The organism is Verrucomicrobiota bacterium (assembly GCA_037139415.1).
Classification (GTDB): Bacteria; Verrucomicrobiota; Verrucomicrobiia; order Limisphaerales; family Fontisphaeraceae; genus JBAXGN01.
In genome coordinates, this window is sequence record JBAXGN010000048.1 from 24,274 (window position 1) to 43,544 (window position 19,271).

Genomic DNA, 19,271 nt, shown 5'->3' on the forward strand with positions numbered 1-19,271 from the left:
TCAAGCTTTCACCGTAGCGGTCTTGGCCGCGTCGGGGGCCGGACCGCTGGTGGTTTCAATGGTGACATGGGTTGCCGAGGCATCCACGTAAATATTTTCGATCTGGGTCGAGTATTCCGAGGCAAAATCATCCAGTTCCTGGGTGATGTTGCGGATTTGGGTAACCATGAAGTTATAAGCAAACATGGCGGGGATGGCCACCAACAAACCGGCCACTGTGTTGATCAGCGCCCCGGACACGCCTGGCGCCATGGCGGTTAGCGTGGCCGCGTTGGCGCGCGCGATGCCGGCAAACGTTTCCATAATGCCATAGACCGTGCCCAGCAAGCCCAAGAACGGACCGCCCGCCACCGCCGTGGACAAAATGATCATGCTGCGCTCCAGGTTCATGCCCTCGAAGCTGACGGTGCGTTCCATGGATGCGCGGATGAAATCAAACGACGCCGGGCCGACTTTGGTCCGGCCGCCGGATTCAACCGGATGGCGCTTCAGATGGTACTCCAACTCCTCCGTGGCCGTTATATACACCTCATACGCTGGCGCGCCGTCAAACGTTTGTTTTTGCTGAAGAATATCCAGCGGATTGCGCGAGGCGCGGAAGGCGGTAAAAAACTGGCGGCTCATGCGCTTGGCCTTCAGCAACTGCCGGAACTTGGTGATCATCACCGTCCAACTGATGAGCGACAAGATCACCAGCAGTGACATGGTGATTTTGCCTTCCGGCGTCAGGTTTTTGAACGCGGTTTCCAGCGCCGATTGGTACTTGACAGCTTCAGGCGCAGCCTGAGCCAGAACAGGGATGATTTGTGCCAGGATCATAATAATGTAGGTATTGTATGCTTTATTTGTTTGGTAAAATTACGGTGACGCGACCGACGGTGCGCGTGAGCTGAATGGTTTTCTTTTTCTTTTTCTCAGGATCTTCCTCTACGTCCCGTTTGACCACCATCGCCGGCTTGTCGGCTTCGGTGGTCGTCTGGTGGGCGGGAGCGGCGGAGGCCACCCCAGTAAAACCGCCACCCACCGAGGCCCCACTCGAGTCGCCCGAAGTCGTCGCGCCACCCGTGGCAGCCACCACCGTTGCGCTGACGGACACGCCGGAAACATCGCTGCCCTTGCCCGAGACAATGGTACCGCTGACGGCCTCCCCGGCGGAGACGCTGACTTTGCCACCACCCAGGGCGGTGACGCTGACATTCTGGCTAGCCTCGATGGCGACATTTTGATTTGCCACCACAAGCCCCTGAATGCTGCCGCCAGCCTTGAGTTTGACATTCGCGCCCAGAATGCCGGATTGATTGGCATAAATGCTGCCGCCGGCATCCAGTTCCAACGTGCTACTGGAAGAATCCACCTTATTAAAGGCGAGTTGGATCATACCGCCCGCGTTGGCGATGATATCTTTAGCCGCCTTCACGTAAATATTACCAACCAGGGCATCAGAATTCTTGGTGGTTAGCGTCACCACGCCGCTGCCGAAAAACCGATCCGTAACCGGTTCAACCAACCGGGTTACCGGGTTATATTGCAGCGTGTTAATGGAGAAGAACCCTTTGCCACCATTGCCGGCATCCACTTTACCTTGGCGTGAAATAATGCTCACGTCACCGCCATCATAGGTGGCAATGCGCGACCCGTTAATATTGATGTCCCCCTCGGCAAGCACGGTGACACTCCCGCCATGGCCGGTGTAAATGCCTTTGGGAACCGAATCACCGCTCAACGACGAACTGGAACCGACGTTCAGATTTCCAGCCGCCATAAGGTCAATGGCTCCGCCGTTAAACGAGGCAATCTGCGAGGAAGAGATTTCAAGGTTGCCGGCGCCAGACACGGCGGCGGCGCCACGATCCCCGTTTTGATAACCCAAGGTGATGACCAAATCCGCCCCTTTGGCAGCCGCAACGCTGGCCACATCGGCTTTGCTGTTGAACGCCGGCGGCAACGCCAGGGCGGGATTCAACCCGGTCAGCACGGAACGCAACCCCAGCGTGACACCCAAATCCAAATTACGGGCGGAAAAATCCACCCGCCCAGGTCCACCAAAGATCAGGCCACCGCCGGTGGTGGGAAACGACGGCACATCCTGGCTCGCAGTGAACAGGGCTTGGAGGATTGAAGGATCGGCGAACGTGGCGGGCTCGGCGATGGGATTACCATTACTGTCCAGCACCCGGTTGCCATAACGGTCCAACATGAACTTGCTGGGACTAAGCAAAAACGTCAGTTGTTCGATGGACATCCGCCCTTGGAAGATCAGTTGCTTGGTAACCGAGTTATAGGAGAGGCGGGTATCCAAACGCAATTCCGGATGCGTGCTGGACGTCGAGTCAAAAATGTTAAAATTCGGTACGCTGGCAATCGGGATACTGGTATAATCACTGCGAATACGGACATCCCCGTCCACTCGGAAGCGCGTCACATCGGTACCCAGCAGGTTCTGGCCGATGAAAAAGAAATTCCGAGTGTCGCCAGCGACATGAATATCCGACTTTTTGGGAACTTGCAGGCGTACATCCATCAGATTCCCGCTGATATCCAAGCGCACCTGGCGTGCCGGATCATCGCTAACCCAGTTTAACGGCGAGGCGGTATGAGTATTAACAAACGTTTTGTAGTCTGAGCTATCGCTGTCAGACATGACGATTTGATAGGATTTTCCGTTGGCAGCATAGAGGCTGCCACCACCAGTGGTCTTGATCGAAAGCCCACCTTGCGCTGAGGGATACAGGGTCACATCATTGCCGAGCACCACGCCGCCCGAGCCCGCCTGAATCTCCAGCCGGGGCGCATATATGGAAGACATCGTCTTGTTGTTGACATTCCGCGACGGATGGGTACCCAACAGTTGCACCGAGTGGCCGGCCTTGAGTGAAACCGAGGCGTCATCCGCATAGTCAAACTTGAACCGGACACCGCCCACTTTTTCAAAGTTGAGGGAGCCGTTGGGATTAAACACTTCGTTTAGATAAAGGTCATTGTCGGCGGAGGCGGACCATGTCCCCTTGATCAAGCCCAAGCTGACGGGCGTACCGGCGCTTCCAATGTCACCCCTGGCGTCGAGTGTGCCTTTGCCATCGCTCACCAGGAACCGTCCCAAAATCGTGCCGCCCGCCGTCAAGGAGACATCGCCCCCGCCCAAAGCACCGGTGGTGGGATCAATACTGGAAATGTTATTCCCGGCATGAATGGTGATATTGCCGCCCGCCGTGGTGGCGATGCCACCCACCACCGGCGCCCCCATCGAATCCACTTCCACCTGATACCCGGGGGCGGATGGCGCAGCAGCGAACGCGTACCAAGCGGTACGGGACCCGGCATGCACATCACCGGCACGCGTGGTCAAAGAAATGTTGCCGCCCCCAACCGTGCGGATATAACCACTGCCTACCAAAATGTCTTTGGCGGCCAGCAAGGTGATGGCACCGTCCGTCGCCTCCAACGCACCGCCCAGATTTGGCAGGTTGCCATAGGCATCCACCGACCCACCGTTCAAGTAAATGCTGCCCACGGTGGCGCCTACCGGCACGTTCATGGGACCGTGCGTAATATCCGCTCCCGCCGCCATTTTGATGGACCAGCCAGCCCCAGCAGTAATCCCGGAGTTATCATTAAAAAAAATGTCCTGGCCGGCCTCCATCCGCAAAACGCTGCCCGGCAAAGAGATGCCGGTGCTCACATTCAAGTTCCAGTGAGTCTCCGCAGTCATGATAATATTGCGATCCGCCAGGAGCGTGATATCGCTAAAACCCAAAAACGAAGTATTGGGATTGATCACCAAGGCATCCGGTCCGCCGACATATTTGCCGCTGGCATCAATCACAATATCCGTCGGGTCAATCGTCAACCGCCCACTGGTCCAACCCGCCGTTGCCGTGGCATCCAGCCGCGAACGGATAGCATTCATGTGCGGCGCGGAGAGTTCCACCACGCCGCCCTGACCGCCCAACGTCCCCCCCCCCACCTCAATCCTGGAGTCTGATCCATCTGTAAAGCTTCCTTGTGATTTAATCATGACGGTTCCGCCAGGACTGATCCCCTCCCCGCCCCCCTTGGCCTGAATCACGGATTGCTGGCCAAGTTGAATGGACTCCGTGGCAAACAGCTCAATCATCCCGTTCCGCTCGCGCGCGCTGTTCGCCTGAATAAGGCCGTTCTGATTAACGACCTGGGCGTGCAGGGCGATGCGCCCGGCATCCGCAATCAGCTTCCCTGTATTGTCAATGGAACCCTCCGGCAATTTTACGGTAACCGAAAGGCCGCGGCCATCGGGGCTATCGGAAATCTGTACTTCCTTGCCGGCATACAATCCCAAGGTGCCGTCGGGCGCGGTGAGCACACCATGATTCTCGATTTTTTCCGCCAACAAAAAGATGGAACCGCCACGGGTGGTCTTGATTTGACCGTAGTTGATGATGCTGGCCGTCGGTGGAGCACCCGTAAAATCCCACGGCCCCACCGCCATACCCGGCGGTGTAACGGGGGTCGTGGTCGCCAAAAAACCACCCACATTAATGACCGAATTCGGGCCAAAATAAAAGCCACTTTGGTTCATCAGCACCACATAGCCATTGGCATTCAGCGTCCCCCAAATTTTGGAGGGATTCTGGTCAAAAATCCGGTTCCACACCACCGCTTGCGCCGAGGGTTGGACAAAGGTGGTGGATTCACCCGCCTTAACGTTAAAACTGCGCCAATCCAGCACGGCATTGCGGGAGACCGTGACCTGCAAGGCCGAGCCATTCCGGGTGGTCGCGGCAGTTCCGCTTTTAACCGTGAGTCCCTCCGGATTGGCCCGCAGCGTGAAATCCGCCAGTGCCAAAACCAGCGCGACGCCAAGCCGGCTGAACCTGCGAACCACGGCACCGCACACAGGAACGCGGATCGCGAACCCGTCAGACGCCAGCCTGACGCCAAGGCACGAATTCAGTGATTTAGTTTGCATAGGATGGTTCAGAATATAACTGAGACGGAAAACGCGGTGCGCGCGGACCCGGCGGATTTTTCCTGGAACGACAGCAAGGTCCAACCAGTGGTCAGCCGGAAGTCCCAGCGTTCACCAATCGTGGCATTGAAACCGAAGCCGGAACTCCACATATCCACGGAGCGCGACGCACCTTTGGGGGGATCGCGAAATGAGCCGCTGCCGTAATCCATAAACAGCGAGGCGCGGACCAGCATGGGCATCGTGCCATCCACCATGCCGACATCCAACAGCCGCGTGTGGGGTTCCACCATTACCCGCCAGCCTTGGTCGGCGTACAATTGGCCGTCCCGATAACCGCGCGGGCCGGCCTGCCCGCCCATGCCGAATTGCTCATTGCTCAGCAGCGGCTCGCTGGCGTACTGGGTTTCCGCGCGCACCCGCACCGCCAAATCCCCGTAAATGCGCTGCTCCCGGGTGATGGCAAAATTGGCGACGTAATAATCACCCGTGGTGTCGCGCGAGCCGGTGGCAGAGCGAAAATCCTCGCGGCTGCCGATCAGACTGGCGACATTGAAGCTGTTGTTCCAGCTCACAGTGGTACTGCCGTATTTATCGGGACGGCTCGCTTCAAAATTGAGTGAGAACGGCAAATAATCCACATGGGACTCCAGGCTGCGGGTCGTCACCACCGGCGGCGAGGGGAACACCGAGAATGGCGGTCCATAACCAGGCGGATTGGGCGGGACGTAAATCGTGGCTTGAAACATGCGCCGCTGGAGGGTATCCGAGCGGTAGCGCTTGAAATCCACCCCCAAAGCGGCGAACAACGTGGTGCCATTGCCAAAAATCTGGTCCAAGTCAATCGGTCGTTGCAAGCGCGCCCCCAAGCCCTCATTCCCAGTCAGCGTCTGGCTGTAGAGCGCATCGCTGATTTGCAGCGCCCCGGCGGCCGGAATGACGGTCGGGGTGAGATGGTTGGAAACCAGCTTCTCCTGGGTGTCCGAATAGGAGCGCGAGGCAAAAAACATCAATTCAGGGTTTTCCGAATACGGCGGCGGACGAAAGCGTTTGCTCACTTCATCATAACCGAAGTCGGAAACGCCGTAATTATGCTGGGCGCGATCCGCCCCGCTCAGGTTCAGCGGCATTCGATAAAAGGCGCTATACGAGGCGATCAACGGTTTGTCGTAAACCGCCGGGAACACGTCATCGTGCTTGAAATGGGTCGGCGTCATCGAGTACTGGACGCCAAATTGGTGATCGTATTGCCATAAGTTATTGTACATCACCGAGAGACCCGTGCGAAACGCCGGCGTTTCCGGCGTGCTGGCATTATTGAAATCATAACGGGCATGCAGCGGCCACCGATCCTTGACCACCAGCTTCAAGTCGGAGGTACCGGGCTCCGTTCCCGGCACAATGCGCGGGTAAATTTGCCGGTCGCGGTTGGCGTTGGCCCGTTCCAACTCCTGTTGCAGCAGCAGATTATTGAGCACCACGTTGGTCTTGAGACTGGGCAGCGCGCGAAAGATATTCGCGGCTGAATAATGCTGGTTGCTGACCACCGTAATGCTGGACAGCCGCCCCTCGGTGATCAAGACCCGCACGATGGCATTGGTCTTGGGCAACTCTTGTTTGGGCAAGGCCACCGCCACGGTGACGAAACCGCGCGCGCGATACGCAATGTTCAACTCGCCCAAGGCCGCTTGAATGTCCGCCAACGTTTTGACCGGGCCGAGATGGGGATTCAGGATGGCGTCAATTTCGTCCTGCGGCAGCAACGTATTGCCTTCAATTCTGAAACCGCGCAGTTCAAGCGTTGGCTGATTGGTGGCGCTTAACGGAAGTCTGCCTGCTGGAGTGTTGGTGTCCGCGCCGCAAGCCGGGTTGCCGAACCACAGCATCAGGAAGCCGACCAGCACGGCGGCGCACGCCATGGCGGCGGAACTGCGGCGGGCCGGACGCCGACGGCGTTGCTGTTGCAGCCGCCATTGCGAAGGGGTCACGCCCAAGTGTTTCTTGAAGGTGGAATTAAACAAACCCAGATGCCGATAGCCGCTATCCAAGGCGACATGAATAATCTTGGCATCGGTTTCACTCAACAGTTGCCGGGCCTTTTGCAGGCGCAACTCGGTTTGCCGGGCGCGCACCGAAATGCCAAAATGTTTATGAAACAAACGGCTGAAGTGCCGCAGACTGCAGTGGCACAGCCGCGCCAAGTCGTCCACCGAGCGCTGGACCAGTTCGTCCGGCGTCAATTGGCGGATTATGTCTGCAAAGCGCGCGGTGGCATCAGCACCAGTGACGGCACCCAGACCAGAAAGTTGGCTATTGAATACGTTCGCCGCCAAATCAAGCGCGTGGCAACGATCCGGCAGTGAACCGGAAACATTCCCTTTTTCCACCAGCCCGGCAAACTGCATGGCGCTGGGATGATGGGCAGGCAGATGATGCCCCGTTTGCCAGGCTCGGGCCACAGTAGATTCCAGATGCTGTCGCTCCGCCAGGGTCAACAAGCTGCTCATCGCTTCAATGTTCATCGTGAAAAATTGCACTTTGATCGGCCCCACCTGGCTGGCGCGAAGCACCCCCTGACAGCCGGGCGGCAGCACCAACAAATCACCAGCCAGCGGTTCAAAGGTCTGGCTGCGGGAGAGCCAATAGGCCTTCCCGTCCGTCAAGCGCGCAAAGACCCACACGTCTGGAATGCCGTGCCATTCACCGGCCGCTTCACAGACGCTTTCTTGCAACGCCAGATGCCTTTGAAAAATCATGCGGGTGCAAGGTCGCAGGCCTGTGTGACGGTCTGGTGGAGGAAAAGCGAAGATTGAGAAACAATTTGAAGTAATTGTCCTAATTGTCGCAATAAATCGCCAAATCCTGCTTTAAATGTAACCCATTTGTCACTTATCGAGGCAGCAGCAGGTGCTACCGGTGTTTTTCATTTCGCGTGTTTTGGGACTTCGGATTTCGGTTTCGGGATTCGGGATTCTTTCGGTTTTCGGCCCTCGGATTTCGGTTTTAGCTGTGCCCCTATTCCACTGAAAACAGCGAAGAACCTCTTTGAACGCCGCTCTGGTTGACGTGAACGAGCCGAAGCCGGTCCAAATCGTCAATGAACCTTGCCGCTCGCCTTGGCGGGCGCCTCAAAACCGCCCAACTGGCGCACTTGCTGATGCAGTTCAGCGGCCAGCCGTTTGCGATCGTGGCTGCCGGTAAGACAGGCGCCAAAGCGCACCGTGGCAGTCAGACCGCGCTTGGACAATAATTTGAACAGATGTGGCAGCAAGGTCATCTCGCCCCAGTAGCAAACGTCACGCCCTACCACCCCCGCGCCCGCCGGTAATTCATAACGAATGAAGGCCGGAGTGACCGGGCACCCCATCTCCGCCGCCGGCGCAAGCAGGGAGGAATGAAACGGCAGAACGCTTGCGCCATCCGAGCTGGTTCCTTCCGGAAACAACACCACGACCATGCCCTCGGCCAAGAGCGCCTTCATGTCGCCCGCCATGCGGTGGACATCATGCCGGGCGTCGCGGCGAATGTAGAGCGTGCCCGCATAACGGGTAAGCCGGCCCAGGACCGGCCAGGAACGCACCTCGGCCTTGGAAACGAAGACCGCCGGGCGGATGGCGGCCAGCAGCACAATGTCAAGGTAACTTAAATGGTTGCTCACCACCATGCCTTCGCCCGGCGGCACCCCTTCGAGCCGCACTGCCACACCGAAACAGCGCAGCAACCGGCGGGCACTGCTACAGCACCAGCGCGCACGCACTGCGGGGGCGGGCAAACCACGCCGGGCGAGCCAGGCAAATTCCACCGCAATCAGCGCAAACGTGGCCCCCAGCCAGCATAACTTGAGCACCGCTCGCAAAGAACTCATGCGGACGGGGTAGTGCCCAGAATGCGTCCAGCCACCGCTTCCGGCATCGCCTGCAAATCCAACAAGGTTAGAAAATCAATGGTCTTGAATTCCAGATCCACGGCGGGCGGGCCGCAAATTTTCGCCCCCAACGAGAGATAGGCGTTCAAGAGCTTGGGGATTTTAATCGGGGTATCCAGCCATTGGCCCAAAGAGCAGGCCAGCGACGGCCAAGGCGTGGTCTGCAAGTCCAGTTGGACCAAATGCTGCTTCTGCAGTTGCTGGTAGGCGGTGGCACCCACCAAGGGGTCCACGCTGGATAGCGAACTGCAGCCCACCAAATAACGCGCACCCCGCGCCTTGGCATAGGCGGCGATGCCCTGCCACAACAAGCCGAGCACGATCAGATTGCGATGCTGGATATGCACGCAGGCGCGCCCCAACTCGACCAACTCACCGCGTACCCGTTCAAAGGGGCTCAGATCGAATTCCTGCGCGCTGTAATAGCCCCGATGCGCGGCGGCTTGCATGCCGCTCTGCAAACGATAGGTGCCGATCACGTCACCGCTGGCAATTTCCTCCACCAGCAAATGATCGCAAACAGCGTCGAACGGATCTTCATCGCGGCAATTGACATACGATTGTTCCAAGCCCTCATTCATCTCCACGTTGAACACCAGGAAACGCAGGGTTTGAGCGGCTTTGACATCCTCAGCGGATTCGGCCATCCGACAGCGGTATGCAGTGCGGAGCGATCCGCAGCCAAGGATGCGGCGGCCGATTCGGTTATTGGATAAGGTGGCATTCATAATGCATGGCGGTAGTTCAACCGCAGAGCGGCGTGCCCTGTGGCGAAAACCGGAATTATGGTTGTCGCGGTCATTAGTTTTTGGCGGCGGAACCACTCCGCCGTTGCATGCGCATATATAGAACCTTACTCACGCGCCGGCTACGTTACAATTGTTAATTTGCGATGGCAACTATAAGCACCAAGTTACAATCGAGTAACGCTACTGGTGGATTCTGGAGTTTGCGTTTCATTGGCTGGTTCAACGTCCGCTACCCGCTTCATGCCAAGTAAATCCGAAAACCGAGGGCCGAAAACCGAAAGAATACCGAATTCCGAGGCCGGAATCCGATGGCTGGCACGCGGTTGGTGGCCGGTTCGCTTTTCACGTTGAAACGCGGCGTTTTTCCAGCCCGGCGAAGGCCACAGGCATCGGTGGCTCCCCTCATGTTTCGGATCTCGGATTTCGGACTTCGGGATTCCACTGCGTATTCCACCGAAAACAGCGGGAAACCAAAAAAACGCGCCCTTTGGCAGACACAAAAAACCAGCGCGACTTGCGCCGCGCTGGTTTGGGAACGAAACAACACTAGGGACACGAACAATTAATAATAGATCAAACCACCGTCTTGGTAACGGTCAACGTTCATTTGGCCCATGGGCACATAGTTGTTGAAGATGCTATTGGTGAGTTGGTAATCCGCATTGGTGATAGCTCCGAGCAGCCCGGTATAAACCGCCTGTTTATCCACTTCCGCAGACAAGCTCTGGCGGGAATAGGCGCTTTCAAACGTCCAAAAGCTATAATAGCCATTGGTAACTGCCGCGCGGCTATAAGGTACGCCGTTATAGCTCAAGTAAACGGCCTTCCCGTCGGCGATCCGAGCGGCACCGTCAGCAAGCGTGACGTAGCTGAGGATACAATCCGTGCCATTAGTCAGGGCCGTCCCAATCGAGCCGCCGGAAGAATACCCGTTGGTGGCTTTCCAAGTACCGCTCAGCTTGTCTTGCATTTTAGGAGTACCGGCAAAACCGATGCAGCGTTGCATGGTGATGCGTGTGCCAGACATGTTGTCGCGCCCAATGAAACGCACCACGCTGCCGTCATCGGCACCACCCAAGAAGCGTGTGGGCATCAATCCGGTGCCGGTCTGAAGCAAATACGCCTGCTCACGGCTGATATTGGTCACCGCATTCAGCGCGCCGCTGGCTGGAACGTTGCGAATCCACGCGAACGGAACGACGCCCACGCGGACAACCGATTCAAACGCGCTCATGGGTTGCACATAAGCCAGCGCCGAAGAGGGCTGGACATCCGAGAAACCAATATCAGGAGTAAGGGTGTAGTTGGTCGTGCCATCGGTGTTCAAAAACGGAATGGCAAGCTGTGACCCGACATCCCGCATCCCTTCAGCCGAACCGGAGAAGGAGCAACGGATGAGGGCCGCCTGGCCCGAGAGAGTCCCCATATTGGCGGAGAAGGTGCCCGAGATGGTCTGATAGTTGCCGCTCGCTTTAATAGTGCTACCCGAATTCAACACGTAGTTGGTCAATCGGTCATAGACGGCCGAACGAAACGCCGTTGCGCCGGTGATGCGCAGTTCCACTTGCCCGAACGCCGCCGGGGCGAGGACGATCCCCGCCGCCACTGTCATTAATACATTTTGGATTTTCATATTTTTATTTTATTAAGGTTATTTGTTATTGGATTAATTTATTTTTTATTTGGTTGGTGTTTACTTGCGAATCCGACGGAAAAAATACATCCCCAGCGCGCCCAAGCCGAGCAGAGCGTATGTGCCCGGTTCCGGAACAGCTTGGAAGGTCATCGCGCCCGCGCCATCCAGTTGGAAGGTGCCCAGTTTGTTGCCCGCCGTTTGGGGGTCGAATTGGTAGAAGTTCGCGGCGGAGCTGCCGGCACCCACCACGACGTCGCGGTTGGCTGCCAACCCGAAGGAACTCGACATCCCGTTCACCGCCAACGCACCGGTAAATGACGAATCATTGGTGCTGTATTGGGTCACCACGGCGGTGCCGGTGTACGTCGCGCCACCACCCACCGGGTAAACCGAACCATCGGCAATGCCACCCACCACGGCGCCCGCAGCGCCTTGGGCCGACGCCCGCGCCGTGGCTGCCCCCGGAGCCGCCGTGCTGAAGAGGGTCGAGGTGCCGTCAAAACTGTAAGCGCCCCAAGTCACCTGGGCCACCGGGCCGATGGAAGCGAAATCAGTGGCGTTGTAGTACGAACTGATATTGATCTGACTGCCATCCTTCTTGTTGTAATGACCGATATCGCCAATATCCACGAGCATGTCTTTCTTGGCGGTTTCATTGTGAAACACCAGGAACACGTCGGTTGCGTTATACGTGAAGGCCTGCGCACTCTGCTGCATTCCCACTGCCGCCAGTGTGAGTGCCGCCATGCGCAGACTGTTTTTCATTTTCTGTGTCATACTGTTTTTCTGCTTTCTACTTGGTTGTATTTTACTTTTTTATCACTCTTCGGGTTACCTGCCATGTCCTGTAACCACCAAAACTTTAGCGGGTGCCCCCCAAAACTACTTCCATGATTCGGCCATTCGCTGGTGTCTTTGGGACGCCGAGTTTATAGTTTGTAGTTTGTTTATGGTGAGCATGTTGTGAATCATAATAAATCCGGTGTCACCAGAACTCTACTGTCGTTACCCAGAGGTAACAGAACAGAATGAGCAAAAGCAGGTCCGCTTGGCGAAAACCAAGCGAACAAGCGTCCTGTATGCGGCAGATGGAACTCACGGCGCGATGTAGAACAGCCACAGGCCGCAGGGCTGCATCAAGCTCGGTTTGGTTCAAGCCGAAAGCGGCGGTTCGGGGGTTCCCATGGCCGCGGAATTACCCGAAAGAAAGGTAACGAGTCTCAAACAGGACGGCGCGGAAAATTTTGGAGTGCGGTGGCAACTGCCGGGGGAAAAAGGGGCGGCGGGCGACACCGCTTTGGATTTGCTCGGTCCAGTTGCGTACGCGCGGGAGACCACGGCGGCGTCCCAATGACGTCAGGCGGTATCCACGTGACCGGCCTTTGGCGTGAGTTGGAGATTCACCAAGCCAGCTCCCGCACCATGCGCTCGCTTTCGCTCACCGAAAGCATCACCGGCACTTCCGCCAGCAGTTCCCTGACGTGCTTCATTCGAGAAACATCACCATGTCTTCGACCCGGGTAAAGTCGGAGGTTTTATACAACAAATTTCCTTTGGTATCCATGACAACGAGAAACGGCAGGCCGACCTTGAGTTCTGGAAATCGGGGATCCGCTTGGAACTTCTTGAAGTCAGGATCGGTATCCTGAATTTTACAGAGAACCGCGCGACTTAACGCGCCGTTTAAGGATGCGTTGGATTGGGTGAGTTTATCGAATTCTTTGCAGTTGGCGCACCAATGGGCGGAGAAATCAACAAACACCGGGCGGCCCTGTTTCGCTGCCGCCTTCAGGGCATCACCGATGTCCCGGTACCATGAGAGATTACCCTTTTTCTCGATGTTCGTTTCGGTGGCTTGCGCCACGAAGGGTGCCACGGCCGCAGGCGCAAGGCCGCGTTCCACGCAGCAGAAGCCAACCACCAGGACCAAGCCGGCAAGGGCGCGTGCCGTGCGGGTGAACGGGTCGGTCTCGGCGTTTTGCAGACGGTACATGGCACCCAGCAAGAGCAGTGAGCCAAGGAAGATCAGGCGGATTTTTTCCGGTGAAAATTCGAGACTGGAAAAGCCCTTTTCGAGATAAACGAAGGAAAACCAGAGGATCAGCAGGCCCAGGGCATACTGCACCCATCGCATCCACCGACCGGCCTTGGGCAGCCGGACGCCGAACAGGGCGATGAACAGAAAGGGCAGGCCCAGTCCAAGGCCGAACGCCAACATCTTCCCGGCGGCGGCAAACACCCTCACAGCGGACACGGCCTCACTGGTGCCGGCGAGCTTGACGAGAATGCTCACCACGAACGGCCCCACGCAGGAGGAGGAAAGCAGGCCAGCCCCCATACCCATAAGAAAGGTACCGAGCACCCCGGCTTGACCGCCTCCGGCGCCGTTCGATTGGAGAAATTCCAAGTGCAGGAAACCAGCCGTGGTCATAGCCAGAAGCAGAAACAGAAACGACAAGGCAAGGTTCGTTTCCGGCAGGCGAAGCACGTGGTTGAAAGCGCCACCCGATACCGCCGCAATGATGCCGAACAGGAAGTAGATCGCAGCCAACCCGAAGTAGTAGGCCAGCGGATGCACCCATTTCCGACTGTTTGCACCAGCACGGTTGCGGAGGACGGTCGCCGTCACTGGATAGAGGGGATAGACACAGGGCAGCAGACTGGCGAAGAGTCCGCCCAAGAACAGGAATAACAACGCCGTTACGGTCATGGAACTGGCCGCCAGCCGACCTTCAATCCACGCGTTGGCCCCGGACACGAAATCCCCCGCCCGAGCCGACTGGGCGAGCAGAACCCAACAAAACAGACTGGCCCCGGTTTTTTTCATGATGCCGTATGATTAGGGTTTCGCCTGGGACATGAGGTAGAACATGTCGCGTGCGATCTGCTTACAGCGCTCGTCATACGTCGCTTCCTCCTCGGGCTTGCCATCGGCTTCCTTGGGATCGGCATACGGGATGGCCACGCGCATGGAGCTGCCTTCCACCACCGGACAATTCTTGTCGGCTTGGGAGCAGGTCATGACGGCGATATAGTTGTCCGTGGGATTGCCGCCCTGGCTGTAAACCTTCGAGAAGGCATGCAGGGGTTCGGCGGTTTCAGAATACTGAATCAGGTACTCCGGATTGGCGCCAGCCTTGCCGAGTGCCACGGAAAAACCGGCCCGGCGCATGGCGCGCACGGTGCGGATGTTGCAGGCGGTCGCCTCGGTGCCGCCGGAGAAGGTCCTCACCCCCACCACGTCATAATAGGCAGCGGCGGTCTGTGCCCAAACCTGTGCCAGATGGCTCCGGCGCGAGTTGTGCGTGCAGATGAACGTCAGTTGGGCTGGCTCATTGGCGGCAATTTTGGATTTTACAAACAGGGCAATCTTTTTGAGTTCGCGTTGGCGCTCGACCGGAATCTGCCCGAACTCACTGGTGACCTGGGCAACCAAAGGGCGCACGGTCTGCAAGACGTTGGTTTCGGCGGCGCGCGCCGCCGGACCAGCCAGCAACACAGCAAGGACCGTCGTTGAAAATGTTAGTTTATTATTTTTCATTATTCTCATAATTAATTTTTGTAAAGGTTTATAGGTGTGGCGAAACTCCCGTCAAGCCGCCGACTGTGACAATTGGGTGGCTCACCGCTCATCGCCATTTTGGTTTTGGATTGGACGTTCATGGCGCACTGTAAACCAGCCACAGGCCACCCATGATGACCAGCACGCCGCAAACCGCTTTCACGATGGCCACGCCTTTGGATTGCTCATTCCAGTTCAGGAATTACATCATGACTGGACTCCCTTTCCCGCCAATCCGCGCTGATACCAGGGACGCGACTGGTTGCAGATGCGGCACACGGAGAGCATTACCGGGACTTCCACCAGTACGCCCACCACCGTCGCCAGGGCTGCGCCGGAGTTCGCGCCGAACAGGGTGATGGCCACCGCCACGGCCAATTCAAAGAAGTTGCTCGCCCCGATCAACGCGCCTGGCGCGGCCACGTTGTGCTCCACCTTCATGGTCTTCATCAGGAAGTAAGCCAGACCGGAATTGAAATAGACCTGGATGAGGATGGGCACCGCAATCAGGACCACGGCGAACCAGCGTTTCGTGAGGTTCTCCGCTTGGAAGGCGAAAATCAGCACCAGCGTCAGCAACAGCGCCCCAATCATCACGGGATGGAACTTCGCCAGAAACTTTTCCTCGAACCAATCTTTGCCGTGCGATTTCAGCAATACCGTGCGCGTCGCCCAGCCCGCTGTGAGCGGGATCACGATGAACACCACTACTGACGTAATCAGCACCTTGGCCGGCACGATCACATTGGCCACGCCACAGAGGAACATGACGATGGGCGCGAACGCCACGAGCATGATCAGGTCATTCACCGCCACTTGCACCAGCGTATAGGCCGGGTCCCCGTCCGTCAGGTAGGACCACACAAACACCATCGCCGTGCAGGGGGCCGCCGCCAGGATGATCAGCCCCGCCGTGTATTCCTTGGCCACGTCTGGGCTGATCCACGCCGCAAAGACATGTTGCATAAACACCCACGCCAGCAGCGCCATGCTGAACGGCTTCACCAGCCAATTGACAAAGAGCGTCACCATCAACCCCTTGGGGCGCTTGGCGATGCCGCCGATGGCGCTGAAATCCACCTTCAGCATCATCGGGTAAATCATCAGCCACAACAGCACGCCGATAGGCACGTTGACTTGCGAGCCTTGCCCGAACTCCAGTTTGCTCAGCCGCGCCGTCAACTCGGGCAGGAGTTTGCCGAAGGCCACGCCTACGACCATGCACAGCAGCACCCAGACGGTGAGGTAGCGTTCAAAGAAGGCCAGACGCTTGGGCTCAACGGTTGGCATTGCGGCGGGGGTGGCAGGTTGATTATTCATGGAGTTTGAGCGCGCGAAAGCATAAGTGTTTGATCAGGACTGCCCACCGCAGCAGCAAACCGGCGCGGGTTTGCGGGCGGTGATTTCCAAGCTGGTGATGTAATCGCTGGCTTTGGTTCCGGGCGGCAGCTTGGCCGCGATCTTTTGATATAGCGGGTCCTGCCAATCCACCAGGTTATCCACGTAACCGGCCTTTGGCTTGAGTTGGAGATTCACCAAGCCAGCTTCCCGCACCATGCGCTCGCTTTCGCTCACCAGCACCGCGCCCGCCACACACCCCACCAGTGCCTCAACCATCTCGCCAACATCCGGCGGCAGCGGTTTGAGCAAAGCCAAGTCCGAGACCGCGACGCGCCCGCCCGGCTTGAGCACCCGTGCAATTTCCCGCCACACCTGCGCCTTGTCCGGCGAGAGGTTGATGACGCAGTTGGAAATCACCACGTCCACGCTCGCGTCGGCCACGGGCAAATGCTCGATTTCACCCAGCCGAAACTCGACGTTATCCAGACCCGTGCGTTCGCGGTAAAGTCCCAGGTTCTTGCGCGCCTTGGCAAGCATTTCCGCAGTCATGTCCACCCCGATCACCCGTCCTGCCGCGCCGACCTTGGGACCCGCGATAAAGGCGTCAAAGCCGCCGCCGCTGCCCAAATCCAGCAACACCTCGCCCGGACGTAGCGCGGCCAAGGCATTCGGATTTCCGCAGGATAACCCAATGTTTGCCCCCTCCGGCAGCGCGGCCAGTTCCTCGGGGGAATAGCCGATCTGCTGGGCCAGTTTCTCCGCGTCCACGTCGCACATGCCGGCGCAGCAACTCGGCTGACGCCGCTCGCTGCCCTTCAGGGCGATCTCAGCGTAACCGTCGCGGACGGTCTGTCGTACTTTTTCAGCATCAATTGAATTTTTCATATAGATAGAGTCTATGGTTTTGGCGCAGTGAGCGCCTCCGGCAGGGTCTCAACAAACCGCCGGATTTCATCCCGCACCCGGCGGTACACCGCCAGCTTCTCCTCGCCATCCGGCAGATGCTTCGTCAGCTTCGGCGGGTCTTCAAAGCCGACATGCACCACCTTGGCCTTGCCTAGAAAAACCGGGCAGTTCTCATTGGCGTGCCCGCAGACGGTCACCACGTAATCATAATGCACCGGCCCGATTTCGGCGGGCGTCTTCGAGTAGTGCTTTGAAATGTCCACCCCCGCTTCCGCCATGACCTTGACGGCGTGGGGATTCATCCCGTGCTTCTCGATACCCGCGGAGTAGGCTTCGAGCACGTTGCCTTTCAGATGGCGGGCCCACCCTTCAGCCATCTGGCTGCGGCAGGAGTTTCCGGTACACAGGAACAGGACTTTCAACAACGGCATTGTTTTCGGCATAATTCGGTGGGGTCAATTTTGAGCACTTTTTTTAGTTGTTTGGCATCCGCGGCGGTTTGCTCACTTTCCGCCAGGGATAAATCCACCCACTTCAGTGCCGCACGAACCGAAGGGGATGCTTCCTTGCCCGGCCGGGAGTAATACACCCAACGGCCCTCCTTGCGCACGTTGACCAGGCGCGCCTGGTAAAGGATGGAAAGGTGTTTCGACATGGTTGAGGCGGCCAGGCCGAACAACTCCGTGAGCTGGCAGGCGCACAACTCGCCGCCCCGCAAAACCAGCACCAGACGGACCCGGTTGGCATCCGCCAGCGCCTTGCTGAGATTCATGAACTCGCGCATCTGTGTAATAGTTCGCCATATAACGAATAATGTCAAGTCCCGGCTGAATGAAATCTGCGGGGGCCATGGCTGCATCAAGCACGTTGGTGCGTTACAAATAATACGAGGTGGGCAGGGTAGTGGTTCCGTACCCACTCAAACACGACGGCGCGGGAAATTTTGGAGAGTTCGGTGGCAATCGACGGGGGAAAAAGGGGCGTCGGGCGACACCGCTTTGGATTTCAACGCCATTCCGCAATCCGAATTCCGAATTCCGAATTCAAAATGGGCTGGTTTTCATCCGTGCCATCCGATTTATCCGTGGTAAAATAACGGAGAATAAACCACCGATAAACACTGATGGACACAGAGAATACCCTACACCGGTCCGGCATTCCGCATTCCGAATTCCGCATTCCGAATTCGAGGGTTCCGCAATCCGCATTTCTTCTGCCCCCCACCATTTCAGCTCTCTGCTTTCAGCTTTTCCGCCTGATAACTGTTGACCCCATCACCGGTCCGGCATTCCGCAATCCGAATTCCGCATTCCGAAATCAGAATTTGCCGCCGCACTCCAAAAGGACCAAGGATGGAAAATCCGCACACACACGCCATCGTTCCGCCATCTAAAATTAACAGATGCCATTTTGCATTCTGCCACCCCTGATGCGAACATGATTGGCATGAAGATGCCAACAACGCAAACAACGCAGACTGAGCCGAATGACCGCACTTTTAAAGCGCGCTTTTGTGCGCATACAGGTTGCAAGCCAAACCATTTTGAGGCCCGGGTGCTGATGGATTGCCGACACCGTTCCGCCTGGGTACCGCACCTGTTCATGGTGATGGCCAATCCCCTGCTCTTTCAAGAGGATGTGCATTTAATCCGTGCGCTGGGGCAGACTACGGACCTGATGGAGTTTCAGCAGGAACTCGACGGTTTTCGGCAGCAATATCCCATTCGCGGGTTCTGGCGAAAACGCATGAATGTGCGGGTTTCCAATCGTTTACTATTGCAACTGGCCCACGACGTGTTTTCCGTTCCCCTGCCGGCGACCACATTCGCACCCGCATGGAACAATTTAGCGCCCGCCGTCTCGCAACCGGAACGCGCCATGGCGTAACAACCACCTTGGCCTTAGCGATACTCCGGGGCGCGCCAGCGCTCGGTTTCTGAAAACCACACATACTCGGGCCACAACCCGATAAACTTCTTGGGATAAGGAAAGGCGGACGGCACTTCGCGGCGGGTCATGAAGTTGGCCAGAAAGCCCCCCCAACCCAGGTTTTCGCCATGCATCCACTGGCTGACAAACCGATTATCCAACGACCGCCCGGTTAGCAGCATGCCACACGCCCATCGGTTTTTTTGCAGCACGGCCAAATCCGTTTCCGTGCGCATGGGGATCCACAGACTGGGCCGATGCCCATACCACGCCATGGC

The 19,271-nt window shown here is 57.5% G+C and carries 15 protein-coding genes; 1 reads left to right on the plus strand and 14 read right to left on the minus strand.

Annotated elements, in window-relative coordinates:
- From WCO56_10530 to WCO56_10590, 13 genes are all read right to left on the minus strand, one after another.
- Positions 1 to 819: a MotA/TolQ/ExbB proton channel family protein gene (locus WCO56_10530; GenBank protein ID MEI7729998.1), complete on the minus strand. Its 819-nt coding sequence runs from the start codon at positions 817 to 819 to the stop codon at positions 1 to 3.
- A gap of 22 nt (positions 820 to 841) precedes the next feature.
- Positions 842 to 4,945 carry a filamentous hemagglutinin N-terminal domain-containing protein gene (locus WCO56_10535; protein MEI7729999.1) on the minus strand — a complete coding sequence of 1,368 codons (4,104 nt, stop codon included), beginning with the start codon at positions 4,943 to 4,945 and terminating at the stop codon, positions 842 to 844.
- An 8-nt stretch (positions 4,946 to 4,953) separates the two neighbouring features.
- Positions 4,954 to 7,701: a helix-turn-helix domain-containing protein gene (locus WCO56_10540; protein MEI7730000.1), complete on the minus strand. Its 2,748-nt coding sequence runs from the start codon at positions 7,699 to 7,701 to the stop codon at positions 4,954 to 4,956.
- A 338-nt stretch (positions 7,702 to 8,039) separates the two neighbouring features.
- Positions 8,040 to 8,810 (minus strand): lysophospholipid acyltransferase family protein, encoded by a 771-nt coding sequence (locus WCO56_10545; GenBank protein ID MEI7730001.1) that lies wholly within the window; start codon positions 8,808 to 8,810, stop codon positions 8,040 to 8,042.
- The gene (locus WCO56_10550; GenBank protein MEI7730002.1) at positions 8,807 to 9,598 is read right to left on the minus strand and encodes a GNAT family N-acyltransferase; all 792 of its coding nucleotides are present in this window, start codon (positions 9,596 to 9,598) and stop codon (positions 8,807 to 8,809) included. The genes WCO56_10545 and WCO56_10550 overlap by 4 nt, the downstream gene beginning before the upstream one ends.
- Before the next feature lie 583 nt (positions 9,599 to 10,181).
- The gene (locus tag WCO56_10555) at positions 10,182 to 11,252 is read right to left on the minus strand and encodes a hypothetical protein (GenBank protein MEI7730003.1); all 1,071 of its coding nucleotides are present in this window, start codon (positions 11,250 to 11,252) and stop codon (positions 10,182 to 10,184) included.
- Positions 11,253 to 11,312: 60 nt separating this feature from the next.
- Positions 11,313 to 12,032 (minus strand): PEP-CTERM sorting domain-containing protein, encoded by a 720-nt coding sequence (locus tag WCO56_10560; protein MEI7730004.1) that lies wholly within the window; start codon positions 12,030 to 12,032, stop codon positions 11,313 to 11,315.
- Between the two features lie 709 nt (positions 12,033 to 12,741).
- On the minus strand, positions 12,742 to 14,082 hold the full coding sequence (locus tag WCO56_10565; GenBank protein MEI7730005.1) for a cytochrome c biogenesis protein CcdA: 1,341 nt from the start codon (positions 14,080 to 14,082) through the stop codon (positions 12,742 to 12,744).
- A gap of 12 nt (positions 14,083 to 14,094) precedes the next feature.
- Entirely contained in the window at positions 14,095 to 14,796 is a 702-nt protein-coding gene (locus WCO56_10570) for a protein-tyrosine-phosphatase (protein ID MEI7730006.1), read from the minus strand.
- Between the two features lie 228 nt (positions 14,797 to 15,024).
- Positions 15,025 to 16,107, minus strand: coding sequence for an ACR3 family arsenite efflux transporter (gene arsB, locus WCO56_10575; GenBank protein ID MEI7730007.1), 1,083 nt, complete (start codon positions 16,105 to 16,107; stop codon positions 15,025 to 15,027).
- 63 nt (positions 16,108 to 16,170) lie between these two features.
- The gene (gene arsM / locus WCO56_10580; protein MEI7730008.1) at positions 16,171 to 17,043 is read right to left on the minus strand and encodes an arsenite methyltransferase; all 873 of its coding nucleotides are present in this window, start codon (positions 17,041 to 17,043) and stop codon (positions 16,171 to 16,173) included.
- Between the two features lie 11 nt (positions 17,044 to 17,054).
- Positions 17,055 to 17,507 carry an arsenate reductase ArsC gene (locus WCO56_10585; protein ID MEI7730009.1) on the minus strand — a complete coding sequence of 151 codons (453 nt, stop codon included), beginning with the start codon at positions 17,505 to 17,507 and terminating at the stop codon, positions 17,055 to 17,057.
- A complete protein-coding gene (locus tag WCO56_10590; GenBank protein ID MEI7730010.1) occupies positions 17,483 to 17,848 on the minus strand; it encodes a metalloregulator ArsR/SmtB family transcription factor in 366 nt (121 codons plus the stop codon). Before WCO56_10590 ends, WCO56_10585 begins: the two co-directional genes overlap by 25 nt.
- 662 nt (positions 17,849 to 18,510) lie before the next feature.
- Between WCO56_10590 and WCO56_10595 the strand changes: the two genes are divergently transcribed.
- Complete coding sequence (locus WCO56_10595) at positions 18,511 to 18,951, plus strand: hypothetical protein (protein MEI7730011.1); 441 nt, start codon at positions 18,511 to 18,513, stop codon at positions 18,949 to 18,951.
- Between the two features lie 14 nt (positions 18,952 to 18,965).
- On the opposite strand, the gene WCO56_10600 is transcribed toward WCO56_10595, so the two are convergent.
- A partial coding sequence (locus WCO56_10600; protein MEI7730012.1) for a hypothetical protein occupies positions 18,966 to 19,271 on the minus strand: 306 nt, incomplete at its 5' end.

Bases quoted from the DNA above. Each gene is read 5' to 3' on its own strand.
- WCO56_10550 (MEI7730002.1), bottom strand. From the start codon at position 9,598: ATGAATGCCACCTTATCCAATAACCGAATCGGCCGCCGCATCCTTGGC.
- WCO56_10530 (MEI7729998.1), bottom strand. From the start codon at position 819: ATGATCCTGGCACAAATCATCCCTGTTCTGGCTCAGGCTGCGCCTGAA.
- WCO56_10555 (MEI7730003.1), bottom strand. From the start codon at position 11,252: ATGAAAATCCAAAATGTATTAATGACAGTGGCGGCGGGGATCGTCCTC.
- arsM (MEI7730008.1), bottom strand. From the start codon at position 17,043: ATGAAAAATTCAATTGATGCTGAAAAAGTACGACAGACCGTCCGCGAC.
- WCO56_10585 (MEI7730009.1), bottom strand. From the start codon at position 17,507: ATGCCGAAAACAATGCCGTTGTTGAAAGTCCTGTTCCTGTGTACCGGA.
- arsB (MEI7730007.1), bottom strand. From the start codon at position 16,107: ATGCCAACCGTTGAGCCCAAGCGTCTGGCCTTCTTTGAACGCTACCTC.
- WCO56_10565 (MEI7730005.1), bottom strand. From the start codon at position 14,082: ATGAAAAAAACCGGGGCCAGTCTGTTTTGTTGGGTTCTGCTCGCCCAG.
- WCO56_10540 (MEI7730000.1), bottom strand. From the start codon at position 7,701: ATGATTTTTCAAAGGCATCTGGCGTTGCAAGAAAGCGTCTGTGAAGCG.
- WCO56_10535 (MEI7729999.1), bottom strand. From the start codon at position 4,945: ATGCAAACTAAATCACTGAATTCGTGCCTTGGCGTCAGGCTGGCGTCT.
- WCO56_10595 (MEI7730011.1), top strand. From the start codon at position 18,511: ATGAAGATGCCAACAACGCAAACAACGCAGACTGAGCCGAATGACCGC.
- WCO56_10570 (MEI7730006.1), bottom strand. From the start codon at position 14,796: ATGAAAAATAATAAACTAACATTTTCAACGACGGTCCTTGCTGTGTTG.
- WCO56_10590 (MEI7730010.1), bottom strand. From the start codon at position 17,848: ATGCGCGAGTTCATGAATCTCAGCAAGGCGCTGGCGGATGCCAACCGG.
- WCO56_10545 (MEI7730001.1), bottom strand. From the start codon at position 8,810: ATGAGTTCTTTGCGAGCGGTGCTCAAGTTATGCTGGCTGGGGGCCACG.
- WCO56_10560 (MEI7730004.1), bottom strand. From the start codon at position 12,032: ATGACACAGAAAATGAAAAACAGTCTGCGCATGGCGGCACTCACACTG.